The 20,883-nt window shown below is 46.3% G+C and carries 21 protein-coding genes; all 21 read left to right on the plus strand.

The features are described 5' to 3' along the window. The first annotated feature begins 11 nt into the window (after positions 1 to 11). The 21 genes from ychF (at position 12) to CQS04_RS09210 (ending at position 20,866) form a co-directional block, all read left to right on the plus strand. Positions 12 to 1,112 (plus strand): redox-regulated ATPase YchF, encoded by a 1,101-nt coding sequence (gene ychF, locus CQS04_RS09110; RefSeq protein WP_100353857.1) that lies wholly within the window; start codon positions 12 to 14, stop codon positions 1,110 to 1,112. A gap of 335 nt (positions 1,113 to 1,447) precedes the next feature. After that, entirely contained in the window at positions 1,448 to 1,738 is a 291-nt protein-coding gene (rpsF, locus tag CQS04_RS09115; RefSeq protein ID WP_094941847.1) for a 30S ribosomal protein S6, read from the plus strand. 36 nt (positions 1,739 to 1,774) lie between these two features. Further along, complete coding sequence (gene ssb / locus CQS04_RS09120; RefSeq protein WP_100353858.1) at positions 1,775 to 2,287, plus strand: single-stranded DNA-binding protein; 513 nt, start codon at positions 1,775 to 1,777, stop codon at positions 2,285 to 2,287. Between the two features lie 50 nt (positions 2,288 to 2,337). Continuing rightward, complete coding sequence (gene rpsR / locus CQS04_RS09125; RefSeq protein ID WP_094941845.1) at positions 2,338 to 2,574, plus strand: 30S ribosomal protein S18; 237 nt, start codon at positions 2,338 to 2,340, stop codon at positions 2,572 to 2,574. Between the two features lie 149 nt (positions 2,575 to 2,723). Further along, entirely contained in the window at positions 2,724 to 3,662 is a 939-nt protein-coding gene (locus tag CQS04_RS09130) for a YybS family protein (protein WP_100353859.1), read from the plus strand. Between the two features lie 12 nt (positions 3,663 to 3,674). Next, complete coding sequence (locus CQS04_RS09135) at positions 3,675 to 5,651, plus strand: DHH family phosphoesterase (RefSeq protein WP_100353860.1); 1,977 nt, start codon at positions 3,675 to 3,677, stop codon at positions 5,649 to 5,651. Then, positions 5,648 to 6,094 (plus strand): 50S ribosomal protein L9, encoded by a 447-nt coding sequence (rplI, locus tag CQS04_RS09140; protein ID WP_094941842.1) that lies wholly within the window; start codon positions 5,648 to 5,650, stop codon positions 6,092 to 6,094. The genes CQS04_RS09135 and rplI overlap by 4 nt, the downstream gene beginning before the upstream one ends. Before the next feature lie 12 nt (positions 6,095 to 6,106). Further along, positions 6,107 to 7,465: a replicative DNA helicase gene (gene dnaB / locus CQS04_RS09145; protein WP_094941841.1), complete on the plus strand. Its 1,359-nt coding sequence runs from the start codon at positions 6,107 to 6,109 to the stop codon at positions 7,463 to 7,465. A 68-nt stretch (positions 7,466 to 7,533) separates the two neighbouring features. Continuing rightward, on the plus strand, positions 7,534 to 7,908 hold the full coding sequence (locus CQS04_RS09150; protein WP_100353861.1) for a hypothetical protein: 375 nt from the start codon (positions 7,534 to 7,536) through the stop codon (positions 7,906 to 7,908). A gap of 181 nt (positions 7,909 to 8,089) precedes the next feature. Then, the gene (locus CQS04_RS09155; RefSeq protein ID WP_100353862.1) at positions 8,090 to 9,376 is read left to right on the plus strand and encodes an adenylosuccinate synthase; all 1,287 of its coding nucleotides are present in this window, start codon (positions 8,090 to 8,092) and stop codon (positions 9,374 to 9,376) included. Between the two features lie 291 nt (positions 9,377 to 9,667). Beyond that, positions 9,668 to 11,143, plus strand: a complete 1,476-nt coding sequence (locus tag CQS04_RS09160) for a peptidoglycan DD-metalloendopeptidase family protein (protein ID WP_100353863.1) — start codon at positions 9,668 to 9,670, stop codon at positions 11,141 to 11,143. A 565-nt stretch (positions 11,144 to 11,708) separates the two neighbouring features. Continuing rightward, positions 11,709 to 12,416, plus strand: a complete 708-nt coding sequence (gene yycF, locus CQS04_RS09165) for a response regulator YycF (RefSeq protein ID WP_094941836.1) — start codon at positions 11,709 to 11,711, stop codon at positions 12,414 to 12,416. A 5-nt stretch (positions 12,417 to 12,421) separates the two neighbouring features. Next, positions 12,422 to 14,245, plus strand: a complete 1,824-nt coding sequence (gene walK / locus CQS04_RS09170) for a cell wall metabolism sensor histidine kinase WalK (protein WP_100353864.1) — start codon at positions 12,422 to 12,424, stop codon at positions 14,243 to 14,245. Then, positions 14,242 to 15,576, plus strand: a complete 1,335-nt coding sequence (locus CQS04_RS09175) for a YycH family regulatory protein (protein WP_100353865.1) — start codon at positions 14,242 to 14,244, stop codon at positions 15,574 to 15,576. The genes walK and CQS04_RS09175 overlap by 4 nt, the downstream gene beginning before the upstream one ends. Further along, positions 15,563 to 16,378 carry a two-component system regulatory protein YycI gene (locus CQS04_RS09180; protein WP_100353866.1) on the plus strand — a complete coding sequence of 272 codons (816 nt, stop codon included), beginning with the start codon at positions 15,563 to 15,565 and terminating at the stop codon, positions 16,376 to 16,378. The genes CQS04_RS09175 and CQS04_RS09180 overlap by 14 nt, the downstream gene beginning before the upstream one ends. A gap of 6 nt (positions 16,379 to 16,384) precedes the next feature. Next, positions 16,385 to 17,173, plus strand: a complete 789-nt coding sequence (locus tag CQS04_RS09185) for an MBL fold metallo-hydrolase (RefSeq protein ID WP_100353867.1) — start codon at positions 16,385 to 16,387, stop codon at positions 17,171 to 17,173. Positions 17,174 to 17,469: 296 nt separating this feature from the next. Continuing rightward, on the plus strand, positions 17,470 to 18,699 hold the full coding sequence (locus CQS04_RS09190; RefSeq protein WP_100353868.1) for a S1C family serine protease: 1,230 nt from the start codon (positions 17,470 to 17,472) through the stop codon (positions 18,697 to 18,699). Between the two features lie 166 nt (positions 18,700 to 18,865). Further along, on the plus strand, positions 18,866 to 19,033 hold the full coding sequence (locus tag CQS04_RS09195; RefSeq protein ID WP_100353869.1) for a CxxH/CxxC protein: 168 nt from the start codon (positions 18,866 to 18,868) through the stop codon (positions 19,031 to 19,033). An 87-nt stretch (positions 19,034 to 19,120) separates the two neighbouring features. Beyond that, on the plus strand, positions 19,121 to 19,600 hold the full coding sequence (rlmH, locus tag CQS04_RS09200; RefSeq protein ID WP_100353870.1) for a 23S rRNA (pseudouridine(1915)-N(3))-methyltransferase RlmH: 480 nt from the start codon (positions 19,121 to 19,123) through the stop codon (positions 19,598 to 19,600). A 147-nt stretch (positions 19,601 to 19,747) separates the two neighbouring features. Then, a complete protein-coding gene (locus CQS04_RS09205; RefSeq protein WP_245858792.1) occupies positions 19,748 to 20,344 on the plus strand; it encodes an ankyrin repeat domain-containing protein in 597 nt (198 codons plus the stop codon). Positions 20,345 to 20,386: 42 nt separating this feature from the next. Next, complete coding sequence (locus tag CQS04_RS09210) at positions 20,387 to 20,866, plus strand: GNAT family N-acetyltransferase (RefSeq protein WP_100353872.1); 480 nt, start codon at positions 20,387 to 20,389, stop codon at positions 20,864 to 20,866. Positions 20,867 to 20,883 lie beyond the last annotated feature (17 nt).

A 20,883-nucleotide genomic window follows, 5' to 3' on the forward strand; every position in this document is an offset into this window, starting at 1 on the left:
TAGGAGAACCCATGGCTTTAACAGCTGGTATTGTTGGTTTACCGAACGTAGGAAAATCGACGTTATTCAATGCAATTACAAAAGCAGGGGCACTAGCAGCAAACTATCCGTTCGCAACGATTGATCCGAACGTAGGAATTGTTGAAGTACCTGATGCTCGTTTAGATAAATTAACAGAGATGGTGGAACCAAAAAAGACAGTTCCGACTGCATTTGAGTTTACAGATATCGCAGGTATCGTAGAAGGCGCTTCTAAAGGAGAAGGACTTGGAAATAAATTCCTTTCTCATATCCGTGAAGTAGATGCCATCTGTCAGGTTGTTCGTTGTTTCGTGGATGAGAATGTCACTCACGTTTCAGGGAAAGTCGATCCGATTGCAGATATCGAAGTCATCAACTTAGAGCTGATCTTGGCAGACTTAGAGAGCGTCGACAAGCGCTTGCAACGTGTTGGAAAGATGGCGAAGCAAAAAGACAAAGAAGCCATGGTGGAACAACCAGTTCTTGAAAAGTTGAAAGAAGCATTTGAAGCAGGTCAGTCGGCTCGTTCCGTGGATCTTTCAGACGACGAGAAGAAGGTCATCAAAGGTCTTCACTTATTGACAATTAAACCGATGCTTTATGTAGCTAACGTTTCTGAAGACGATATTATGGACGGCGGCTCAAATGAGTACGTAGAAAAAGTTCGTGAGTTTGCAGCGGCTGAAGGTGCAGAAGTTATTGTGATCTGTGCGAAGATTGAAGAAGAGATGGCAGCTCTTGAAGACGACGAGAAAGCGATGTTCTTAGAAGAACTAGGCATTGAAGAGTCCGGTCTTGACCAAATGATCAAAGCTTCTTATAGCTTACTTGGTCTAGCTACTTACTTCACTGCAGGTGTTCAAGAAGTTCGTGCATGGACATTCCGTAAAGGGATGAAGGCTCCGCAGTGTGCTGGCGTTATCCATTCAGACTTCGAGCGTGGCTTTATCCGCGCAGAGACGGTTGCTTATGACGATCTAGTAGAAGCAGGATCGATGCCTGCAGCGAAAGAAGCAGGGAAAGTTCGTTCTGAGGGTAAAGAGTATGTCGTGCAAGACGGCGACGTTATGTTGTTCCGTTTTAACGTATAATCCTACAAAGAGTTTCTGAGACATCATGTCTTGGAGGCTCTTTTTTTGATGAAGGGTAGAAGTTATTCCACAGAAGCACTTTTTCCTAGGGAGCGTCCAGGAGCCTCCTCGTCGTACCCAAAGCTGCGCTTTACTCCTGCGGGGTCTCCTGAATCACTCTGATTCCTCAGGAAAAAGCACTTCTGTTCCATAGCTTCCTACCTGCTGCCACAACCTTCAATTATCCATTGCATTCCACTTGCCAATATGATACAATTCATTGATGTGAGTAATACAATTACTTACTCCTTGCCGGCCTTAAAACCGGCCAAAGACCATAGGGAGGTGCAGAATAGATGAGACAGTACGAATTAATGTACATTATCCAGCCAGCAATCGAAGATGAGGCGAAGAAAGCTCTAGTTGAGCGTTTCAACGAAATCCTTACTTCTAACGGCGCTGAGATCATCGAATCAAAAGAGTGGGGCAAACGCCGCTTAGCTTATGAAATCAACGACTTGCGTGAAGGTTTCTACCAAATCGTTAAAGTAAATGCAGATTCTAAAGCAATCGATGAGTATACACGTCTTGCTAACATCAATGAAGACATTATCCGTCACATTGCTGTTCGCGTTGACGAGAAATAAGAATTCAACGATCGCTGACGAGGGAGGTTTGTAAGCATGATTAACCGAGTTGTATTAGTAGGCAGACTGACGAAAGATCCGGAGCTGCGTTACACACCGAATGGCATTGCAGTGGCACGATTTACTCTTGCAGTGAACCGTACTTTCTCTAGCCAATCAGGAGAACGTGAAGCAGATTTCATTAACTGTGTTGTTTGGCGCAAACAAGCTGAAAACACGGCAAACTTCCTGAAAAAAGGAAGCCTTGCAGGTGTAGAAGGCCGTATTCAAACAGGAAGCTATGAAGGACAAGACGGCAAGCGCGTCTATACGACAGAGGTTGTTGCAGATAGCGTGCAGTTCTTAGAACCGCGCAATGCATCTGGTGGTGGCGATCGCGGCCAAGCGGCTCCTTACGGAAACGCACCGCAATCCAATAACTACAACAACAATTCCAATCAGTATGGTTCAAACCAACCATCGAATCAGCAAAATTATACCCGTATGGACGATGACCCATTTGCAAGCAGCGGGCCGATTGAAGTTTCTGACGACGATCTACCGTTCTAAAATGCGCATCTCGTGCGGTTTACTTGATAACGAAAAAGGAGGCAACCAATATGGCACCACGTCGCGGAGGCAAACGACGCCGTAAAGTTTGTTACTTCACTAGCAACAACATCACTCACATCGACTACAAAGATGTAGATTTGTTGAAAAAATTCGTGTCTGAGCGTGGAAAAATTCTTCCACGTCGTGTGACAGGAACTAGTGCGAAGTACCAACGCAAACTTACACGTGCGATCAAAGTATCTCGTATCATGGCTTTATTACCATTCACAGCTGAAGAGAGATAAGATCAAACATTTAGGGACACACAGAAGATTTCTTCTGTGTGTCTTTTTTGCATCCAGCCGCCAAGATAGATTGTTCCTAGAGTGTTCAAAGCGTTTCCTGCTTCAGTATGATAAAATAATAGGGATATCTTGAAAGAAGGAAGGTTCCTATGCAACAAGAAAAATCACTATGGCTTCATGGTTTGAGCACATTCGCTATCACTAGCTTGCTGCTCCTCATTGCCGTGTATCTGCCTATACTTTCGCTAGTGGGCCTCTTACTGGCAGTCGTTCCGATCGCCTGGTTCCGCGCCAAGTATTCACGAAGCAATGCTATTTTTGTAGCCATTTTAGCGCTACTTGCATCTATTTTATTAGGAGGCTACTTAGGGTTACTGGTAGCCCTCGTTACATTACCCGTGGGCTTCATGATTGGAGACGGCTTGTCTCGTCGTCAGTCCAAAGTCTATATTTTAATCTCTACAGCCATTACGTTAATGATCACCTCGCTGCTGCAGGTCTTGCTTGCCAAATGGTTATACGGCATTAACTTGATTGAGCAGATGATGGAAGAAATCCGTCAAAGCTATGCACGAGTAGGAGACGTCATGGAAAGCGTCGACCAGCTGCCGAACAATTTTAACGAAATCGTCAACACGAGCTTAGAAGCCTTTTCGCTCGCCTTGCCGGGCTATTTTATTGTCGCGATGTTTCTCTTGGCATGGGCTTATGTAGCGGTCGCGCTGCCACTTGTACGCAAGTTGAAAGTACCGGTGCCACGCTTTACAGCATTCCGTCATTTTCAGTTGCCCCGAGTAGTGATATGGTATTATTTAATCGTATCGCTTCTATCTATACTGGGTACATTTGAAGCAGGTTCGTTCGGAGACATGATTGTCATCAATGCTGTATTTGTCTTCCGCGCTATGCTGTTTTTACAAGGGATTTCCTTGATTCACTTTTATTTTCACCATCAAGGATGGCCAAAGTGGGGAGCGATTGCTACGACGATCGTGGCGCTGCCGTTCTATTCACTCGTCGTCATTCTCGGTGTTATTGACCTAGGGTTCCGTTTGCGAGCATTTATAGCCGCCAGTCCAAAAAAGTAAGGAGTTGATAGCATGGCCACCTTTTTCCGAAAACGACCGATGCGCTATAGTATCATTTTGTTTGCGGTCCTAGGCGTTGTCGCGACGATTATTCTCGTGTCGCAATCGATTTGGATCGGCGTGCTTTTCGGACTCCTCGTAGCTGTCATCACAGGCTATGCATGGGCTACGGAAAACCGCGTCTATCAAGAGACTGAAAAACATATAGAAACGATGTCGTACCGGCTGAAGAAAGTCGGGGAAGAAGCACTCCTCGAGATGCCGATTGGGATTGTCTTATTGAATGACCAACAGATCATTGAATGGGCCAACCCGTACATGACCAAACAAATGCCACAAGAAAGTCTGATTGGTATGGACGTTCACGAACTGTCTGACCAGATTCCACAGGTATTAAATTCAGATGAAATCAATGACATGACTATCGAGATGGGAGACAGCAGTTACAAGGTGTTTTACAAACCGGAAGAGAAGCTGTTGTACTTCTTCGATGTTACCGAACAAGTAGAAATCGAGACGCTCTATTATGGAGATCGTACCGTTATTGGAATTCTGTTCATCGATAACTACGATGAAATCACACAAGGGATGGACGACCAGGTGCGTGGGCAGCTGAACAGCTTGATCACTTCAACCGTCAACCACTGGGGTGCCGAGTATGGAATCTTTGTAAAACGTGTGGCATCCGACCGTTTTATTGCGGTACTGAATGAATCCATCTTACTGACGCTTGAAAAGACGAAGTTCAGCATTTTGGATGAAATCCGTGATGTCACGGCAACATTCGGTCACGGCGTTACGCTCAGTGCCGGAGTCGGGACGTCGTCTACGTCGCTTGTGGAGCTTGGAGAATTAGCTCAGTCCAGTCTAGACCTCGTTTTAGGACGAGGAGGGGACCAGGTCGCTATCAAGCAAGCTGATGGCAAAGTGAAGTTCTACGGAGGGAAAACCAATCCTGTAGAGAAACGGACGCGTGTCCGTGCTCGCGTTATCTCGCACGCACTGCGTGACTTGATCCAAGACAGCGACCAAGTGCTTGTCATGGGTCACCGCTTACCGGATATGGATTCCATAGGTGCCGCAGTCGGAGTCCGTAAGATGGCGGAGATGAACAAAGTGGACGGCTTCGTCGTCGTTGACTTCCAAGAGCTCGATAAGAGCGTGTTGCGTTTGATGCATGAAATCAAACAGAACGAGTCGTTGTACTCGCGTTTCATCACACCGGAAGAAGCGTTGAACCGTATGACGGACAAAACGTTACTTGTCGTCGTGGATACCCACAAGCCGAGTCTTGTGATTGATGACCGTCTGCTACAGCGTGCAGAGAAGGTCGTTGTCATCGACCATCACCGCCGCGGAGAAGAGTTTATTGATAACACATTACTCGTCTATCTCGAGCCGTATGCATCGTCTACAGCGGAGCTCGTGACCGAACTGATTGAATACCAACCGAAACACGACAAGCTCACGATGCTCGAAGCGACGTCGATGCTTGCCGGCATCACAGTAGACACGAAGAGCTTTACTCTTCGCACCGGAGCCCGGACGTTTGATGCGGCTTCGTATCTTCGTACAAACGGGGCTGATACCGTCCTCGTTCAGAGCTTATTGAAAGAAGACCTGGATACGTACGTAGAACGCGCGAAAATCATCCAGTCTGTAGAGTTCTACCAAGAAGGCATTGCCATCGCGCATGCTCCTGAAGACGCTGTCTACAACCAGATCTTACTGGCACAGACAGCCGATATTTTACTCACGATGAACAACGTACGCGCTTCCTTCGTCATTGGACGCCGTGATGAATCCAAAGTGGGCATCAGTGCTCGTTCTCTTGGAGACGTCAACGTCCAGCTGGTGATGGAGGCCTTAGGAGGCGGCGGTCACTTGACCAACGCGGCCACACTGCTTGAGAACGTATCCGTAGCGGATGCTATCGAGCAAGTGAAACAAAGTATTGACCAAGCAACGCAAGGAGGAACCGACCAATGAAAGTCGTATTTTTAAAAGATGTTAAAGGTAAAGGAAAAAAAGGCGAAATCAAAAACGTAGCAGATGGCTATGCACATAATTTCTTGATCAAGAACGGGTATGCTGTAGAAGCAACGGCTTCTGCGCTTTCTGCAGTAGAAGGTCAAAAAAAGCTGACAGAAAAACAAGCCGCTCAAGAGCTTGCAGATGCGAAAGCATTGAAAGAGAAATTAGAAGCTGTGACTGTAGAGTTGAAAGCAAAATCAGGAGCTGACGGCCGTCTATTCGGTTCTGTCACAACGAAACAAGTCGCGACTGCACTTGAAAAAGTACACGGCATGAAAATCGACAAACGCAAGATGGAGCTTGACGATGCTATCCGCACACTAGGCTACACAAACGTACCCGTGAAATTGCACCACGACGTGACGGCAACACTTAAAGTACACGTAACGGAAGAGTAAGGAGCGAATAAGATGAGCGAGCCGTTCATGGACAGAGTACCCCCTCATAATCACGAAGCTGAACAATCGGTGATCGGCGCCATCTTTTTAGAGCCCCAAGCGCTGATCACAGCGGCCGAAGTCCTCGTTCCTGAGGATTTCTACCGTACGGCCCATCAGCGGATCTTCCACACGATGATCCGTCTCAGTGACCAAGGAAAGGCGATTGACGTCGTCACGGTCACGGAAGAGCTGTCTGCGAAGAAGGAATTAGAAGACGTCGGAGGCATCGCGTATTTAAGTGAGCTTGCCAACGCCGTTCCAACTGCAGCCAATATCGTCTACTATGCGCGTATCGTGGAAGAGAAGGCGCTCCTGCGTCGTTTGATTCGTGTAGCGACGAGCATCGTAGAAGACGGCTTCACACGTGAAGATGAAGTAGCAGCCGTGCTGTCTGAAGCAGAGAAGAAAATGATGGACGTCTCCAGCCGAAAGAATGCGGGAGACTTTAAAAATATTAAAGATGTCTTAGTCGAAACGTATGACAATATCGAGCAGCTGCACTCGCGTAAAGGAGATATCACTGGGGTTCCAACAGGGTTCCGGGACCTCGACCGTATCACAGCTGGCTTCCAGCGCAATGATTTGATCATCGTAGCTGCCCGACCTTCTGTAGGTAAGACCGCCTTCGCACTGAACGTTGCACAAAATGTTGCCACGAAGACCGACGAGAACGTGGCCATCTTCAGTCTAGAGATGGGTGCGGAGCAGCTGGTAATGCGTATGCTGTGTGCGGAAGGCAATATCGACGCGCAAGTGCTTCGTACCGGTGCTTTAACGAATGAGGACTGGAAGAAGCTGACGATGGCGATGGGAAGCCTGTCAAACGCAGGGATTTTCATTGATGATACGCCGGGTATTCGGGTGACCGAGATTCGTGCGAAGTGTCGTCGTCTGAAGCAGGAATACGGTCTTGGAATGATCTTGATCGATTACTTGCAGCTTATTCAGGGGTCTGGAGGAAAAGGAGAGAACCGTCAGCAAGAAGTATCGGAAATCTCCCGTTCTTTGAAAGCCCTCGCTCGTGAACTGCAAGTACCGGTCATTGCCTTGTCTCAGCTCTCTCGTGGAGTAGAGCAACGGCAAGACAAGCGCCCGATGATGTCCGATTTACGTGAATCGGGATCGATTGAGCAGGATGCCGATATTGTGTCGTTCCTATACCGGGAAGACTACTATGACAAAGAGACAGAGAATCAGAATATGATTGAGATCATCATTGCGAAGCAGCGGAATGGCCCAACAGGTACGGTGACGCTCGCGTTCGTAAAAGAGTTCAACAAGTTCGTCAATATTGACTGGAGCCAGCATTCGGCTCCGCCCGCCTCCTAGACGGAGGCTTTTTTTGTAACTTTTATGCGTATCAGCCGTATAACAAGAAACAAGAAGGAGTGAATGCAATGAAAGGGTTGGCAGGTTGTCTTATTACCGTCGTCGTCGTGATCATTTTAGGTATCATTGGAATCTTTGCATTTTTTACTATCTCACCTCGGGAAGGCATCGAAGAAGGCTATCTCTCCAGCGTCATTAGCACCTCGCCAGATGGCAAATGGGTAATTGAAGTGAGGGAACCTGGCGGTGGTGAGCCATTTAAGGTGTATTACGGAACGATTAACGAGGAAGTAGAGACTATGAGCATGATCTACCTTCCAGTCGAAGAGTATGAGACTCCATCAGCAGACATTGAATGGAAAGAAGACAATGTAGCAGATATTATTATGTTAGATGAAGACCAGGAAGCGAGACGGGTCACACTCACAGTGGGAGAAGAATAGTACCAAATCCTGCATAAATATGAGAATTCAATAAAGAATAAGTGTCTAAACACGAACATTAGATATTCGAAATATTAAGATGTTCGTTTTTTATCTGATTTTCGGTTGACGTGGACGCCATACGCTGATACACTAATACTGTTTGAAATAGGACACACAGTGTCTAGCGGAGGTGCTGATCATGCCATCAGTCGTAGTTGTAGGAACCCAATGGGGAGACGAAGGAAAAGGAAAGATCACCGACTTTCTTTCGGAGCATTCAGAAGTTATTGCACGTTACCAAGGAGGGAACAATGCAGGCCATACCATCATCTTTGGTGGTGAGACATACAAGCTGCACTTGATTCCATCAGGTATTTTCTATAAAGATAAAATTTCAGTAATCGGGAATGGAATGGTTGTAGACCCGAAAGCTCTAGTCAAAGAACTTAAAGGTCTTCACGAGCGCGGAGTGAGCACAGACAACTTGCGTATCTCGAACCGTGCGCACGTCATTTTACCGTACCACTTGAAACAAGACGAAGTGGAAGAGGCGCGTCGTGGTGCCAACAAGATCGGGACAACAGGAAAAGGCATCGGACCGGCTTACATGGACAAAGCGGCACGTGTCGGAATCCGTATGGCGGACTTATTGGACTATGAGACGTTCAAAGAAAAGCTCGATCACAACTTGCAAGAGAAGAACCGCATGTTTGAAAAGTTCTATGAGACAGAAGGCTTCAAGCTAGAAGAGATCTTAGAAGAGTACTTCGCATACGGTCAAGAAATCGAGAAATACGTAACGGATACATCTAAAGTGTTGAATGATGCACTTGATGAAGGTCGTCGCGTATTGTTCGAAGGAGCACAAGGCGTCATGCTCGACATCGACCAAGGAACGTACCCATTCGTTACATCATCGAACCCAGTCGCTGGGGGCGTAACAATCGGAGCTGGTGTTGGTCCAACAAAGATCTCTCACGTAGTAGGTGTATGTAAAGCCTATACGTCTCGCGTTGGAGACGGTCCATTCCCAACAGAACTGTTTGATGAAGTCGGCAATCAGATTCGCGAAGTTGGAAAAGAGTACGGAACAACAACAGGCCGTCCACGTCGTATCGGTTGGTTCGATTCGGTCGTAGTTCGTCACGCACGTCGCGTAAGCGGGTTAACGGATTTAACTGTGAACTCCATTGACGTATTGACTGGTTTAGAGACGGTGAAAATCTGTACTGCGTACCGCTACAAAGGGGAACTGATCACTGAATATCCAGCGAATCTTCGTATGCTGGCAGATTGTGAGCCAGTCTATGAAGAAATGCCAGGTTGGTCAGAAGACGTTACAGGCTGTAAATCATTGGATGAATTACCGGACAATGCACGTCACTATTTAGAGCGAATTGCACAATTGACGGGTGTTCAAATCTCGATCTTCTCTGTAGGTCCTGACAGAACGCAAACGAATATCGTATCTAGTGTATGGCGATAAATAGGAAGAAATGAAAACACACCTTGTTCTCAAGTAGAACAGGGTGTGTTTTTTGTGTTGAATTATGTATAATTTCGCGCAATTTAGAGAATTACTGAAACAATTGAAATATAAAATAGGTTGAAACTCATAGTGTGAAACCAAATAATCCTATTTAATAGAAGTAATTGGAATAAATTTCACGTTTTGATTACAAACAGGTCTATTCGTTCACTTTACACAAATGAATATGGTAAATTAGAAGGGCATGAAAAATGCCATAATGTGTTTACAAACGGAAGGAGCTTTATCATGTTTTGGAATAAATCGAAGGAAGAAACGGCTGTTTCATCGACAGACGGGCTTTCGCAGAAGAAGACCAATGTGATAAAGAAAGCAGCCATCTCGGTCGTATTGCTTTCTGGCTTGTCATTTAATTTTGCCTTCGCTGATGAAACAGCGGATAGTGAATTGGCAACAATTTATCATATATATACAGACGATCAATACATTGGTGCCGTCTCAAATAAAGAAGAAGTCGATCAACTTATGAAAGACAAAGTTGAAGCTTCCAAATCACAGTTCGAAGGTCTCTCTTTAACAGCTGGTAACAATTTCTCGGTGGTTGAAGAGAAAGTGTTCACACCTGCTACAGATGACGCCGCTACTTTAAAACAAGTAGAGGACCTCATTGAAGTGAACGCAAACGCATTCGCTATTTCAATCGATAACGAGGTGGCAGCCTACGTTAAAGATCTAGAAGCTTACAATGAAGTGCTTCGAAAAGTGAAGTTGAACTACGTTTCGGAAAAAGAGCTCAACTTTTTGGAAGCTAGAAAGAGTGCTACAGATAAACTACCCGAATTAAAGCCGGGTGAAACCCGAATTGTCGATTTAACTGTAAAACAAGACGTAACTGGTACAACGATGTCTGTGAAACCAGAAGAAGTTGTGACAGTCGACCAAGCGGTCAAACGCTTACTCACAGGTGTGGAGAAAGAAGAGACCTACACAGTGAAAGAAGGCGACGTCATTTCTAAAATCGCAAGTGCACATGATCTTTCTACCAAGCAATTGCTTGATTTAAATAAAGGGTTGAAAGAAGACAGCCCCCTTAAAATTGGTCAAGAATTGAATGTTACGGTTTTAAAACCTGCCCTTAACTTTGAAGCGCAGTATGAAAAGAGAGCCAAAGAAGAAATCCCATTTGATAAAATCGTCGAAGAAACTGACACGATGTACAAAGGGGACACAAAAGTGAAGACAGAAGGCGCTAACGGAGAACGTGTAGCGACTTATACTCTTACGAAACAAAACGGCGTGTTAACGTCTAAAGAATTAGTGGAAGAAGAAATCACGAAGCAAGTGCAACACAAAGTGACATTAAAAGGAACGAAGGTAATGCCTTCTCGTGGAAATGGCTCATTCGCATGGCCTGCTCAAGGTGGTTATATCTCGAGCCACATGGGTCACCGCTGGGGACGCATGCACCAAGGTATTGATATTGCCCGTCCGAGCGGTTTCGGCATCTTGGCATCGGATAACGGTGTCGTCGTAGCAGCTGGTTGGGACGGTGGTCTCGGCCAACGTGTCATCATCGATCACAACAATGGCTACCGCACAGTTTACGGTCACCTTTCTTCGATTAATGTAGCTGTCGGACAAACTGTTCCACAAGGCACACAAATCGGTGTCATGGGGAACACAGGAAACTCGACAGGTGTTCACCTTCACTTTGAAGTAATTAAAAATGGTGCACACATCAATCCAATGTCTGTACTTGATTAACTAGTAGTTGAAAGCCGCCCGACATGGGCGGCTTTTGTTGTAGGGGAGAATGAGTGTTTAGAGATTGGCTAAGGGCTTTCTAGCAAGGGCTTGGGTCGCAGAAGGTTGCCATAAACGCTTCTGAAGAATAAATTGTGTTCGTTGTAGAATAATTTTCGCTTTGAGTAGAATAAATCTTCGTTTCGGTAGAATAAATCATCATTTCAGTCGAAGAACGACCGCTCAGTCCCGAGGAGCTTCTGGGCGAGCCTGTTCCACATCTAAATGGAATCGAGTTGCGAACGCCAGAAATCCCCGCAAAAATCATTCGCATCTATAGAGGCAAAAAGCGCCACTATAGCTACGCCTGATTTTTACAAGATTTCTAGATCGGCGTTCTCCACATCTAAGAAGTATTTCCCGGGAAATAATCCGATAAGTTTCGACGAAATGAGGGAAATAACACGCGTCATTTCGACAGCTATGGGAAATAAAATGCGAAAATAGCGCGGTCATGGTATTGTTAAGGGTAATAGATTACTAGAAAAAGCAGGGGAAATCGGAACGGAACATGGAGGAGAAACCTATGAGTAAGAAAATCTTAGTCGTCGATGACGAAAAACCAATTGCAGACATTCTGCAGTTCAACTTAAAAAAAGAAGGCTACCAGGTCGAGTGTGCCTACGATGGGGACGAGGCGCTTGAGAAAGTCGAAGCGTTCCAACCAGATCTGATGCTTTTAGATATCATGCTTCCAGGGCGTGACGGAATGGAAGTCTGCCGTGAGGTCCGGAAGAAATACGAATTCCCGATCATCATGCTGACAGCGAAAGACTCTGAAATCGATAAAGTACTCGGTCTTGAATTAGGAGCAGACGATTACGTCACGAAGCCATTCTCGACACGTGAATTGATTGCGCGTGTTAAAGCCAACATGCGTCGCTCGCAAGTCGTTCCTGCAGAAGACGTCGAGCCGAGCTCAAACGATATTAACATCGGACCTTTAACGATTCAGCCAGACGCTTATATGGTGATGAAGCGCGATGAGGCGATCGAGTTGACACATCGTGAGTTCGAATTGCTGCACTACTTGGCGAAACATACAGGTCAAGTAATGACACGGGAACATTTGCTGCAAACGGTATGGGGTTATGATTACTTCGGGGATGTGCGTACCGTCGACGTTACGATTCGTCGTCTACGTGAAAAGATTGAAGACAATCCAAGTCATCCAAACTGGATCGTCACACGCCGTGGAGTCGGGTATTACCTGCGCAGTCCTGAACAGGAGTAGGAGCAATGCAAAGAGTTGGCTTTTTCAAATCGATCCACGTCAAAATCGTGTTGATCTATATACTATTAATCATGATCGCGATGCAGATCATTGGGCTGTACTTTGTAAGAGAGCTCGAAGAGTCGTTTCGCACCAACTTTCAAGAGTCCGTCACCGAGCGTGTCGGACTCATGGAATTTAGTGTGCGGGAAGAACTGATTCGCGAACGGACAGAAGTGGACGCGACAAAGGAACAAAGTCTGCGTTCTATTTTGGCTGGCTTAAATTCAACGGATATTAATGAAATTCGCGTCATCGACGACCGCTATCAGATTCTTGGAACCTCGGACTCTGACAACCAAGCAATCGTTGGGCAGCGGTCCGTCGATGATTTGGTGCGTCGTGCCATCAGTTCGGAAAACGCTGAGAGCATGATCTCTCTTGATGAACAGACTCGCGAACGCATCTGGATCCTCGCAACGCCGATCACTTCCCAAGGGAATGTCATCGGAGCGTTGTATGTAGAGTCCGATATTGAACGCGTCTTTAGCCAAGTCGATGAAATCAATCAGATCTTGGCTGGAGGGACTGCAGTGTCTCTAGCTATCACTGTCATCCTCGGGATTTTTATTGCCCAGACGATCACGCATCCGATTTCGGACATGCGTAAGCAGGCGCAAGCGATGGCGAGAGGAAACTTCTCTCGGAAAGTTAAAGTATATGGAGACGATGAAATCGGTCAGCTCGCCATCGCCTTCAACCATTTGACGAATCGCTTGCAAGAAGCCCAGTCGACGACAGATGCAGAACGGCGAAAGCTTGCTTCCGTTCTTGCCAATATGACAGACGGCGTTATCGCAACAGATCGCAAAGGCCGCGTCATCTTGATCAATGACCCGGCGCTTGAATTATTAAACGTTAACCGAGATAGTGTCCTAAATCGTCCGATTACTTCGGTGTTGACGATTGATGATGATGCTACGTTTGAAGATTTGATCCACCAGCAAGAACCGATGTCGCTCGATTATAGTACTCAGGATATGCCATACATCTTGCGCGCGAACTTCTCCGTAATTCAAAAAGAGACGGGCTTCGTCAACGGACTGATTGCCGTCCTTCACGATGTCACGGAACAAGAAAAGATCGATATGGAACGTCGCGAATTCGTAGCGAACGTGTCGCATGAACTTCGTACACCGTTAACAACGATGAGCAGCTACCTAGAAGCTCTCGCAGAAGGCGCTTGGAAAGACGAGACGATTGCTCCAAACTTCCTGCAAGTCACCCAGACAGAGACGGCTCGTATGATTCGCCTCGTCAATGACCTGCTGCAGCTTTCGAAAATGGACAGCCGCGACTACGACTTGACGATTGAAGTGGTGAACTTTAACCAGTTCTTCCACCGCATCATCGACCGCTTCGAGATGTCGAAGTCTCAAAACGTGTCGTTTTCACGGATGCTTCCTGAAAAAGAGTACTTTGTGGCAATCGACCCGGACAAGCTGACGCAAGTTATCGATAACATCATCTCGAATGCGCTGAAGTACTCGCCAGATGGAGGAACCGTGCGTTTTGGATTTACTGTCAAAGATGAAATGATGCAAGTCATGATCTCTGATGACGGAATGGGGATTCCAAAAGAGAACGTCGACAAGATTTTCGAACGTTTCTACCGAGTGGACCGCGCGCGTGCCCGCTCTATGGGAGGAACCGGACTTGGTCTCGCTATTGCCCGGGAAATGATTGAAGCTCATGGCGGCAGAATTTGGGCGGAGAGTGAAGAAGGCTACGGAACGACCATTTTCTTCACTCTTCATGTCGAACCAGAAGAGGAGAGTGAGTGGGAATGAGATACCTTGAACATTTGAAAAGTGCCGTTCTGGTTATTCTGATTGCGCTCAGCGTTTTGCTCACGTTCTCCATTTGGACTTATACACCGCCTTACGCGACGGTCGGAGATACTCCGGTCGTCGATATCGCCATCGCCGAGAAGAAACGCACGAGTGATATCATCAAGCCATACCGCATGCTCGTCAGTAACAGCGGCGCAGCTGGAATCAAAGGTTCTTTGCAATCCACAGAGATGGAGAATCTCACAAGCCTTATGCGAACTTGGACTCTCGATATGCCACGTCTTGTCGACAATGAGCCGACTATCGAAGAAGTCAACGGCCTCATTCGTGAAGAGAACCAGTTGGTGTTTTACTACCCTACAGAAATACCGATTCAAAGTTTCCGTCAGGTGCTGTCGTTCAACGACCAGGCAGTGCCCGACTTTTCGTTTAACCATATGATCGTCCACTGGGAGAACGATGAGGGCGACATCGATATGCATATTAACTTCTTGAACTCCGTCTCGCAGCGTATTTTCCGCTCAGATGTCTTAGAAGTCGATGTTATGGAATTTTTGAGCCGCGTCGAAGACATGGACCGTCGCTTGCCGATCTTCAATGAGATCAAGCGAGAAGGCATTCAGTCACTCTACGTTTCTTCAGTGCAAGTGCCGCTTGAAGAGTACACGTTTGGAATGGAAGAAGTGTCACCAGAGAAATTCAAAAATGCACTGTTCACAAATCCGAACCTTGTTCGAAGCAATCCGGTCGGTACTTCATCACAGCAGTATACAGATGACAGTGCTCTAATGAATATCGAATATGGACCTCGCCGTATCAGCTATGTACATCCGGCTTCGGAGACCGAGCTTCCTGGAGATTCCGCGACGCTTCTTGCCAACAGCATCGAGTTCGTCAACGAGCATGAAGGCTGGACGGATGACTACCGATTGACTCGTATCAACGAAGTCGGTCAGCAGATCTCCTTCCAGATGCATTTAAAAGGGTTACCGGTCTACAGCGATACGATGGCGACGGATATGACTCAGTACTGGGGAATCGATCAGGTCTACCGCTACATCCGACCGTATTACACACTGAACCAATCATCACCGTTCCGGACCACGCGCAAACAGCTTCCGTCTGGACAGTTCATCTATGATTACTTGGAAACTCAAAAGACGGTCGATATGAACCTTGTGACGGATATCAAGCCGGGTTACTATGTGAAACGAGATCCTGCGCAGCCCATCTTAATCCTAGAGCCTTATTGGTTCTATCAAGTAGGCGAGACATGGATCCGAATCGTACCGGAAGCAACAGGAGGTGGCGCAATTGGATTGGAGTAGGACGAAGACCATCTTCATCATTGTGTTCTCTATCCTGAATGTCTTCTTGATGTCGCTCTATTTGGACCGTTACAACGAGTCGATTGGCCTGGAAAGTACGCTTAATGGTTCAACCACCATTGAAGACCGCTTGGGAACAGAGTCTATCGAATTCCCTCGCATGACCAATATGCCGAAAGAGGTCGCCTATGTTTCTGGGACCGTTCACATGTTTACAGATGAAGAACTGGAATCGCTTGAAAATGTAGCAGCACGTTCTGAGACAGAAGGTGTTTTGGAAGCCGTCCTACTTGAACCGGTTTCTGTCACAGAAGACACGTCACTCGAAGAAATCATTCAAGAGCACGCCTACCGAGGCAATGAGTACAAAATCTGGTCGACGAATGCCGAAGACCGTACAGCGCTTTTGTTCCAACAAGTAAACGAGCGCAGTGTGTATCACAACTCTCGCGCCAACATCGTCGTCACCTGGAACGAGAACAATGAAGTGACAAGTTTTACGCAGACATATCTCGATGACCTCGAAGATTACAACGAAGAACGTAGTTTAATAAGCTACATGAGTGCCATCGAAGTGCTCTACAACCGAGCGTTGTTGCTGCCACAGTCAACAGTGACCGAAGTGAATCTCGGCTACTCGACACTCGCACAGCTGGGTGAGACCCAAGTGTTTTCACCGACCTGGTCCGTGAAGGTTGAGCTCGCAGATGGTACAATGGAAGAGTACTTCGTCAACGCAATCGATAGTCGAATCCTCGACATCCCGATTGACGCAGTAGAGTCAGAAGAAACAGAGGAGTAGACCATCATGAGATTTAGTGTATTGGCGAGCGGCAGTAGCGGCAATGCCATTTACGTTGAAAACGACGAGCACTCCTTTTTAGTCGATGCCGGGTTAAGCGGTAAAAAAATGGAGCAGCTGTTTCAGCAGATCGACCGTGATGCACGCAAGCTAAGCGGCATCCTCGTGACGCATGAACACAGCGATCATATAAAAGGGCTTGGAGTTATGGCCCGTAAATACAAAGTGCCGATTTATGCGAATGCTAAGACGTGGCAGGCAATGGATCATCATCTAGGAGTCATCCCGACCGACCAGCGCTTCCAGTTCGATATGGAGACGGTGAAGTCATTTGGCGGAATCGATATCCAGTCGTTCCAAGTGTCTCACGATGCAGCCGAGCCGATGTTCTATGTCTTTCATGAGAATGGTAGAAAGCTTGCACTGATCACCGACACGGGCTACGTGAGTGACCGAATGAAAGGTCACATCCGCGGTTCGGATGCCTTCGTATTTGAAAGCAACCATGACGTGGGCATGCTGCAGATGGGGCGCTATCCGTGGTCCGTCAAACGCCGCATTCTCTCAGACGTCGGGCACGTATCCAATGAAGATGCAGCCGTCGCTATGAGCGAAGTCGTCGACATCAAGCCGACGCAGATCTACCTGTCGCATTTAAGTAAAGACAACAATATGAAAGACTTGGCGCATATGAGCGTGGATCAGACCCTCCGCTCGTGCGGAATCATCACCGGAGAATTCGTGCACTTGCACGAGACCGATGCGGACATCCCGACGCCACTCGTCGAAGTCTAATTTGCCAGCCTCTTTTTGGGAGGCTGGTTTTGTTTTGGAGAGATTCTGGGGTTTGTGCCCTTGGAGACGTTCTTTGTTCCCTCTGCTGCTCCCTTTGTTCCTCGAGCAAGCTCTATTGTGCCCCTAAGTTCTTCGTTTGTGCCCTTAGCCAGTTTTAGACTCGAAATCACCTTGAATCCTTTTTACACAATTCTTCCTAAATACATCTTTTAGCAAACTTTTATCCGATTTTCATCAAATTTTCATCTTCATTGGGTACAGTATACGTATAACAGTACAAAAAGGAGAGGAAATTCATGGACGATTACAAACCATATAATCCCTATGCAGAAGAACCACAGCCACCAAAACGATCAGAAGAACCGAAGAAAAAACGAGGCATCGCCGGCTACTTTTTAGCAGGACTTTCGGGAGTACTAGTCGGAGCCTTGCTACTTTGGTTCATGATGCCAAGCCTGCAAAGCGCTCTTCCTGACAGCGGGACCCGCAGCAGCTCTGGGAACATCACATCCACCGAACAAGTCAGCACAGATGTCACTTCAGATGTGACCGCCGCAGTTGAAAAGACCTCGGCCGCTGTCGTTGGGATCACCAACTTGCAAGAAGTGAATGACTTCTGGAGCAGCCAACAAGGCGAACAAGAAGCCGGAACAGGATCTGGTGTCATCTACAAAGTCGATGGAGACCGAGCATTTGTCGTGACGAACCACCACGTTGTGGACGGAGCGACTTCTATTGAAGTAACGCTGCAAGGTGGTAAAAAAGTAAACGCGGAACTCGTTGGTAGTGACGTGTGGACAGACTTAGCCGTACTTGAAATGGACTCTGCGGATGTTGAGACTGTCATTGAATTCGGAGACTCGGATGCCCTGAAACAAGGGGAACCGGTTATTGCTATCGGGAATCCACTTGGTCTTGATTTCTTTGGTTCCGTAACAACTGGAATTCTATCTGGTAAAGAACGTGTCATTCCAGTCGACCTAAACGAAGACGGGCAGCAAGACTGGCAGACAGAAGTGCTGCAGACAGATGCAGCCATTAACCCTGGGAACAGTGGTGGTGCACTAATCAACGTCGCTGGCCAACTGATCGGAATCAACTCGATGAAAATTTCGCAAACAACAGTCGAAGGAATCGGTCTTGCGATCCCGATCAACTCTGCGATTCCAATCATCGAAGACTTGGAGCAAAATGGAGAAGTACAGCGCCCTTCAATGGGTGTGACACTGATCGATGTCGAGCAAGTGCCATCGTTCCACCAACAAGAAACATTGAAACTGCCTGAAGATATCACAACAGGTGTTGTAGTAGATGACGTCATCGACAATTCTCCAGCTGCAGCAGCAGGAATGCAACAGTACGATGTCATTGTCGAGCTGGATGGCGAGAAGATTGAAAACATGCTCGAGCTTCGTCAGCATCTTTACACAGAAAAAGAAGTGGGAGACTCCATGAACGTGAAAGTCTACCGTCAGGGTGAAATCGTAGAATTTACACTTGAATTAACCGACAACAACTCATTGTAAGATGTGGATAACTAAATTCGCTTCACAAAAGATTTACACAGGTAGCAGGGAGACGGAATGGCGTCTTTCCTGCTTCTTTTTTATTTGTTACAATAGGGTGTGGATAAACTAGTGCGAATTGTGAATAACTTTGTGCATAATCAAAATTGTCAGAGGAGGAAGAATAATGGAGAAATACGCATGCGAAACCCATGTAAATCAAGTACTTGACGAGGTGACGGCGTCGACAGGAGAATTTCCGATCCTCGAAAAAATCGAAACAGGTGAAAACTTATCCACACGCTGTGAGCATTGTGAACAGCCAGCTATATATATCGTAGGTGAAAAAAACTAAGACACAATATGTAGATAATGCATGTGGATATGTGGATAAACTCTGTGAATAACGTGTTTGTAAATGAACTGTAAAGGTGGATAACCTGTGAATATCACAATCATGACGGTTGGAAAGTTAAAAGAAAAATACCTCAAAATGGGCATCGAAGAATACGCCAAACGACTCGGCGCTTACGCCAAAATCGAACAGATTGAAGTGCCAGACGAAAAAGCACCCGAAAACTTGAGCGACGCCGACATGGAAATCGTCAAACGCAAAGAAGGCGAGCGCATCTTAGCCAAGATTCATCCAGACGCACACGTCATCGCCCTCGCCATTAACGGCAAAACGCGCAGCTCAGAAGAACTGGCTGCGCACCTCAATTCCTTAATGACCTACGGCACGAGCAAAATCGTTTTCGTCATCGGCGGATCCCTTGGTCTTCACGACGACGTCTTGAAGCGTTCGAACGAACAACTCTCGTTTGGGAAGATGACATTGCCTCACCAGTTGATGAAGCTTGTATTATTGGAGCAGGTGTATCGGAGCTTCCGGATTATTAAGGGGGAGCCTTATCATAAATAGTTGTATTAAATGATTTAGAGTTCTACATCTTTTCTAAATAAAAGTCTTCTAGTGAAAGGAAGATTTTATATGAACTACTTTATGAGCATGCTGGCATGTATGGTTTTGATGCTTACCGGATGTATGAATCAGGGGGAGGAAGAGCATATGAAGTCGCAACAAAGATCTCTTATTCAAGCCGTTGAAAGTAATGATATAGAAAAAGTGCAGGACATCTTACAAGATTCGTCCTATCAATTGAACGAAACGAATGACAAAGGACAAACTCCTTTACTGATTGCGACCCATAAAAACTATGTTGAGGTGGCTAAACTCTTAATTGACGCCGGAGCTGATATCAATCAACAAGACTCTATTCAGGATAGTCCTTATTTGTATGCGGGAGCACAAGGTAAAACAGAGATTTTGAAGTATATGATTGAAAATGCTGAACCAAATCATACGGTCGTGAATCGCTATGGCGGCAATGCTTTGATTCCGGCAGCGGAAAAAGGCCATTTAGAGAATGTGAAGATCCTTTTAGAAGATGGGAAAGCAGATATCGATCACCAAAATAACTTTGGCTATACAGCATTGATTGAAGCCGTCGCGTTAACAGACGGTTCAGAGTTGTACCAGGAGATTGTGCAAGAATTGCTAAACTATAATGCGAATAAAGAGCTCCGCGACAACCGGGGGAAGACCGCACTGGATTATGCCAAAGAAATGGGCTACACAGAAATGGTGAAACTGTTAGAAGACTAAGAAGGATTCAATCAGTAATAGAGAAGGATATAGGTAACCTAAATGGATTCTACTATCAACGCAATCTTTGAATCAGAAAGATGCTATACAAGACGTTTTACCGAAAGCGATTTGGACGCGTTCATCGAATATCGCAACAATGCGGAATGGATGAAATACCAATCGTTTAAAGGATTATCGCTGGAAGAGTACAAAGAGATTCTATTGAAGGAAACCACTGTGGAAAGAGGGGTACAATTTGCGGTCCTCAGAAAAGCCGATCAAGTTCTCCTTGGAGACGTCTTCATAAAAAAGGAAGATGCGATTTTCTGGATCGGCTATACCATCAGTCCATCTTTTAAAAGGCAAGGATACGCTTATGAAATCACCCAGGCAATGATTTCATGGATACAGCAGCAAGGCGACTATAAGATTATGGCCGGAGTAACGCCGGAAAATCATGCGTCGGTTCAGTTGCTAGAGAAACTGGGGTTTATAAAGGCTGATGAGGAAGATGGGGAATCCATCTTTTTATTACAATAGCCTTCATCGTGAACCAT

Source organism: Chryseomicrobium excrementi, from assembly GCF_002798305.1.
Classification (GTDB): domain Bacteria; phylum Bacillota; class Bacilli; order Bacillales_A; family Planococcaceae; genus Chryseomicrobium; species Chryseomicrobium excrementi.

Excerpts from the sequence above, each read along its gene's own strand:
- CQS04_RS09195 (WP_100353869.1), top strand. The coding sequence starts at position 18,866 with ATGGAGAAATACGCATGCGAAACCCATGTAAATCAAGTACTTGACGAG.
- CQS04_RS09150 (WP_100353861.1), top strand. The coding sequence starts at position 7,534 with ATGAAAGGGTTGGCAGGTTGTCTTATTACCGTCGTCGTCGTGATCATT.
- walK (WP_100353864.1), top strand. The coding sequence starts at position 12,422 with ATGCAAAGAGTTGGCTTTTTCAAATCGATCCACGTCAAAATCGTGTTG.
- CQS04_RS09210 (WP_100353872.1), top strand. The coding sequence starts at position 20,387 with ATGGATTCTACTATCAACGCAATCTTTGAATCAGAAAGATGCTATACA.
- ssb (WP_100353858.1), top strand. The coding sequence starts at position 1,775 with ATGATTAACCGAGTTGTATTAGTAGGCAGACTGACGAAAGATCCGGAG.
- CQS04_RS09130 (WP_100353859.1), top strand. The coding sequence starts at position 2,724 with ATGCAACAAGAAAAATCACTATGGCTTCATGGTTTGAGCACATTCGCT.
- CQS04_RS09190 (WP_100353868.1), top strand. The coding sequence starts at position 17,470 with ATGGACGATTACAAACCATATAATCCCTATGCAGAAGAACCACAGCCA.
- ychF (WP_100353857.1), top strand. The coding sequence starts at position 12 with ATGGCTTTAACAGCTGGTATTGTTGGTTTACCGAACGTAGGAAAATCG.
- yycF (WP_094941836.1), top strand. The coding sequence starts at position 11,709 with ATGAGTAAGAAAATCTTAGTCGTCGATGACGAAAAACCAATTGCAGAC.
- CQS04_RS09155 (WP_100353862.1), top strand. The coding sequence starts at position 8,090 with ATGCCATCAGTCGTAGTTGTAGGAACCCAATGGGGAGACGAAGGAAAA.
- rpsR (WP_094941845.1), top strand. The coding sequence starts at position 2,338 with ATGGCACCACGTCGCGGAGGCAAACGACGCCGTAAAGTTTGTTACTTC.
- CQS04_RS09160 (WP_100353863.1), top strand. The coding sequence starts at position 9,668 with ATGTTTTGGAATAAATCGAAGGAAGAAACGGCTGTTTCATCGACAGAC.
- CQS04_RS09175 (WP_100353865.1), top strand. The coding sequence starts at position 14,242 with ATGAGATACCTTGAACATTTGAAAAGTGCCGTTCTGGTTATTCTGATT.
- rplI (WP_094941842.1), top strand. The coding sequence starts at position 5,648 with ATGAAAGTCGTATTTTTAAAAGATGTTAAAGGTAAAGGAAAAAAAGGC.
- CQS04_RS09185 (WP_100353867.1), top strand. The coding sequence starts at position 16,385 with ATGAGATTTAGTGTATTGGCGAGCGGCAGTAGCGGCAATGCCATTTAC.
- CQS04_RS09205 (WP_245858792.1), top strand. The coding sequence starts at position 19,748 with ATGAAGTCGCAACAAAGATCTCTTATTCAAGCCGTTGAAAGTAATGAT.
- CQS04_RS09135 (WP_100353860.1), top strand. The coding sequence starts at position 3,675 with ATGGCCACCTTTTTCCGAAAACGACCGATGCGCTATAGTATCATTTTG.
- rpsF (WP_094941847.1), top strand. The coding sequence starts at position 1,448 with ATGAGACAGTACGAATTAATGTACATTATCCAGCCAGCAATCGAAGAT.
- dnaB (WP_094941841.1), top strand. The coding sequence starts at position 6,107 with ATGAGCGAGCCGTTCATGGACAGAGTACCCCCTCATAATCACGAAGCT.